Annotated in this window: 6 protein-coding genes; all 6 read left to right on the top strand. The window is 38.5% G+C overall.

Going from position 1 to position 2,850, the window contains the following annotated elements:
• The coding region (locus QZ359_RS01320; protein WP_293954613.1) for a GHKL domain-containing protein at positions 1–837 on the top strand (837 nt) is incomplete at its 5' end.
• A complete protein-coding gene (locus QZ359_RS01315; protein ID WP_001221869.1) occupies positions 834–1,565 on the top strand; it encodes a response regulator transcription factor in 732 nt (243 codons plus the stop codon). The genes QZ359_RS01320 and QZ359_RS01315, both read left to right, overlap by 4 nt.
• A gap of 494 nt (positions 1,566–2,059) precedes the next feature.
• Entirely contained in the window at positions 2,060–2,188 is a 129-nt protein-coding gene (locus QZ359_RS01310) for a smi_0059.1 family bacteriocin-like peptide (protein WP_000658221.1), read from the top strand.
• Positions 2,189–2,199: 11 nt separating this feature from the next.
• The gene (locus QZ359_RS01305; RefSeq protein ID WP_171039272.1) at positions 2,200–2,355 is read left to right on the top strand and encodes a hypothetical protein; all 156 of its coding nucleotides are present in this window, start codon (positions 2,200–2,202) and stop codon (positions 2,353–2,355) included.
• Positions 2,356–2,389: 34 nt separating this feature from the next.
• Complete coding sequence (locus QZ359_RS01300; protein WP_293954558.1) at positions 2,390–2,578, top strand: class IIb bacteriocin, lactobin A/cerein 7B family; 189 nt, start codon at positions 2,390–2,392, stop codon at positions 2,576–2,578.
• A 20-nt stretch (positions 2,579–2,598) separates the two neighbouring features.
• A complete protein-coding gene (locus QZ359_RS01295) occupies positions 2,599–2,766 on the top strand; it encodes a class IIb bacteriocin, lactobin A/cerein 7B family (RefSeq protein WP_293954555.1) in 168 nt (55 codons plus the stop codon).
• The last annotated feature ends 84 nt before the right edge of the window (positions 2,767–2,850 follow it).

Genomic DNA, 2,850 nt, shown 5'->3' with positions numbered 1-2,850 from the left:
TTCAGACTGTTTTCATCCATCATGTCTGGGGGATGTAATCCTTTCTACGTTCGTTTTGACACGACCATTTCCCTTCTGATTTTCATTCTCTTTTTCTCTTGGCTCTTTTATATTAAGCATTTGGAGCAGATTTATCGTGATGAGCAGACTATTCAGAGACAGGAAGATGAAAATCGTTCCTTGCAAGGGATGGTGGACAAGCTAGGTCATCTCTATGATGAAGTGCGAGGTTTCCGTCATGATTTTGCAGGAATTGTCGCCAGCATGGAACCTGCCATAGCCAATCAAGACATGGCTGAGGTGTCTACCATTTATCAAGATGTCTTTCTAAAGACCAATGAAAAGCTGAGAAAGGCGGACTACACGGCCTTTAATCTCCACAATATCCATGATATAGCCATTCGCAATACCTTGGCAAAAGCCATGATTGTGGCAGATAATCAGGGAATTCATTTTAGTTTGGAGACGGTGGGGGTTGTCGAAGAGCTGGATTTGCCGATGTTGGAGGCTATCCGTATCCTCTCTATCCTCACGACAAATGCCTTAGAGGCAGCCAGTGAGGCGGAAAATCCGCAGATTCGGGTTGCTTTATTGGCAGACGATAGGAGTGTCCGTTTTATCATTGAAAACACTCGTAAGAAAGAAGAACTGAAACCCAGCATTCTCAGTCAAAAGGGTTACTCTACCAAGGGAAACCACAGTGGACTGGGCTTAGCAACCTTGGAGGATATGGTTTTTCATTATGATTTAAACTTAGATACCCAGCTAGGAGAGACGACCTTTAGACAAGATTTAGAATTGCCATTTAAGGATGAGAAACGAGGAGGAGAGGAATGAGAATTTTAGTTTTGGAAGATGATAGAGTTCAGCAGGGGCGTATAGAGCAGACTTTACTAGATATCGGTCGCTCTCGCAATTTGAGATTGGAAATTGATATTGCTAAAAACTATGGAGATGTTGAAAAGTATTCTCAGTATTTTGACCATTATCAGCTCTATTTATTGGATTTAGAGATTGATGGAGAGCGTGAACGGGGCTTTCAGGTTGCTCAACAGGTTCGGGAGCGAGATCCCTTTACAAGCATTGTCTTTGTGTCCACGCACTCGGAGGCCTTACCTCTAGCTTTTCGTTACCACTTATCTGCCTTGGATTTTATTTCCAAGGATCAGCCAGAGGAGGATTATCGTCATCAGCTGGAACGCTGTCTGGACTATGTACTGGCAGTGGATAAGAGGGAAAATATGCGTCTCTTTACCTATAGTTTTGAGGGAAGACGGGGCTTTACTCTGCCCTACCATGAGATTTTAGCCTTTGAAACCTCAGTGGAATCCCATCGTATCAAGGTTTATTATGCTAATCACTCTATCAAGACCATTTACGGCAGTCTCAAGGATATCGCTGCCAAGGCTGAAAAAGATTACTTTGTCTATGCCAATCGCAATACTTTAGTCAGTTTACAGGCAATTGAAGAGATGACTGCCACAGAAGTGACCTTGTTAGAAGGTTTGCATTTCCCCGTATCACGAACAGCCAGAAGAACCCTTAAAAAACATCTCAATGTCTAATATCTGTTAGACTTGGATGAGTTTATCAATAAGAATGTCGGAAAATTTTCTGATATTCTTATTTTTTTGACTTTTTTTCGAATAGATAAGTAAGAGGAAAAGGAAAGGAGCCTAGTTCATGTTTATATCAATGTTTCACCCATGGTTCACTGAGTTATTTTTCAAATAAAATTTAATTTAGTTGTACATTTTCGAAATTTTTTTCGAATAGATAAGTAAGAGGAAACAGAAAGGAGTCTGGTTTATGTATCTACCAATCTTGTATCCGTGGTTCATTAAATTATTTTTTAAATAAATTTAATTTAGTTGTACGTTTTCGAAATTTTTTTCGAATAGATAAGTAAGAGGAAAAAGAAAGGAGTCTGGCTTATGTATCTACCGATTTTCTATTCATGGTACATTAAATTATTTTTGAAATAAAATTTAATTTAGTTGTACATTTTCGAATTATTTTTCGAATAAATAAGTGAGAGGAAAAAGAAAGGAATAAAATAATGAAAGAACATTACTATGGATTTGTTGAGCTAACGTCGGAAGAATTGACCGATATTCAAGGTGGAGAAAATTGGACAAAGACCCTTGTAGATTGGTACATTGGATTTCGTAGAGGTTTTGGTTTTTAGGAGGATAAGAGATGAATGAAATGAATGATAAGTATACTATTGAAGTATTAAAGGAAAGCGACTTAGCCTTGCTGGTGGGTGGTAGCAAGGAAAGCTATCAACGGGGTCTAATTACAGGTTTATTGTTACGCGGTGTATTTATTGGAACCCCATTTTTTAGAAGATAAGATTTAGAAAAAATAGAACAAGAGGAGAAAAAAGATGACAAATTTTGACAAAATGGAACAGAACTTTGTAGCTCTTACAGAAGAAGAGTTGATGAATGTAGATGGAGGAGCAATTCCTCTTGTAGCTTGGCTAATCGCTAATCCTGTGACGGCAGCCAAAATTGCTGGTGGAGTTGCTGCAGTGGGAATTGCAGGTTATCATTATGTGACAGGTAAGTGGTAGAAATTAAAGGAGAAATTGCTATGGAAAAATCTATTTTAAAATTTGAAAAAATGACTAATACAGACCTGCAGGAAATTCAAGGGGGAGCATTTCCTCTCCTTATCCCTATTGCCGCTGGTTTTGTTAAAGGATTTGTATATACTGGTGGAGCTATTCTAACAACTCGGGCACTCTTGTCAGGTAATTAGGAGTCTTGTAGCAACGAATCAAAAAAGGAGTAACGATGAATCGTAATTTAGAACGGTGTTATCTATTCTGACCATGAATAGATC

Origin of the sequence: Streptococcus sp. (genome assembly GCF_019414905.1) — a bacterium.
Classification (GTDB): domain Bacteria; phylum Bacillota; class Bacilli; order Lactobacillales; family Streptococcaceae; genus Streptococcus.
The sequence above is the reverse complement of the archived record's forward strand: the minus strand, read 5'-3'. Positions and strand labels throughout refer to the sequence as shown.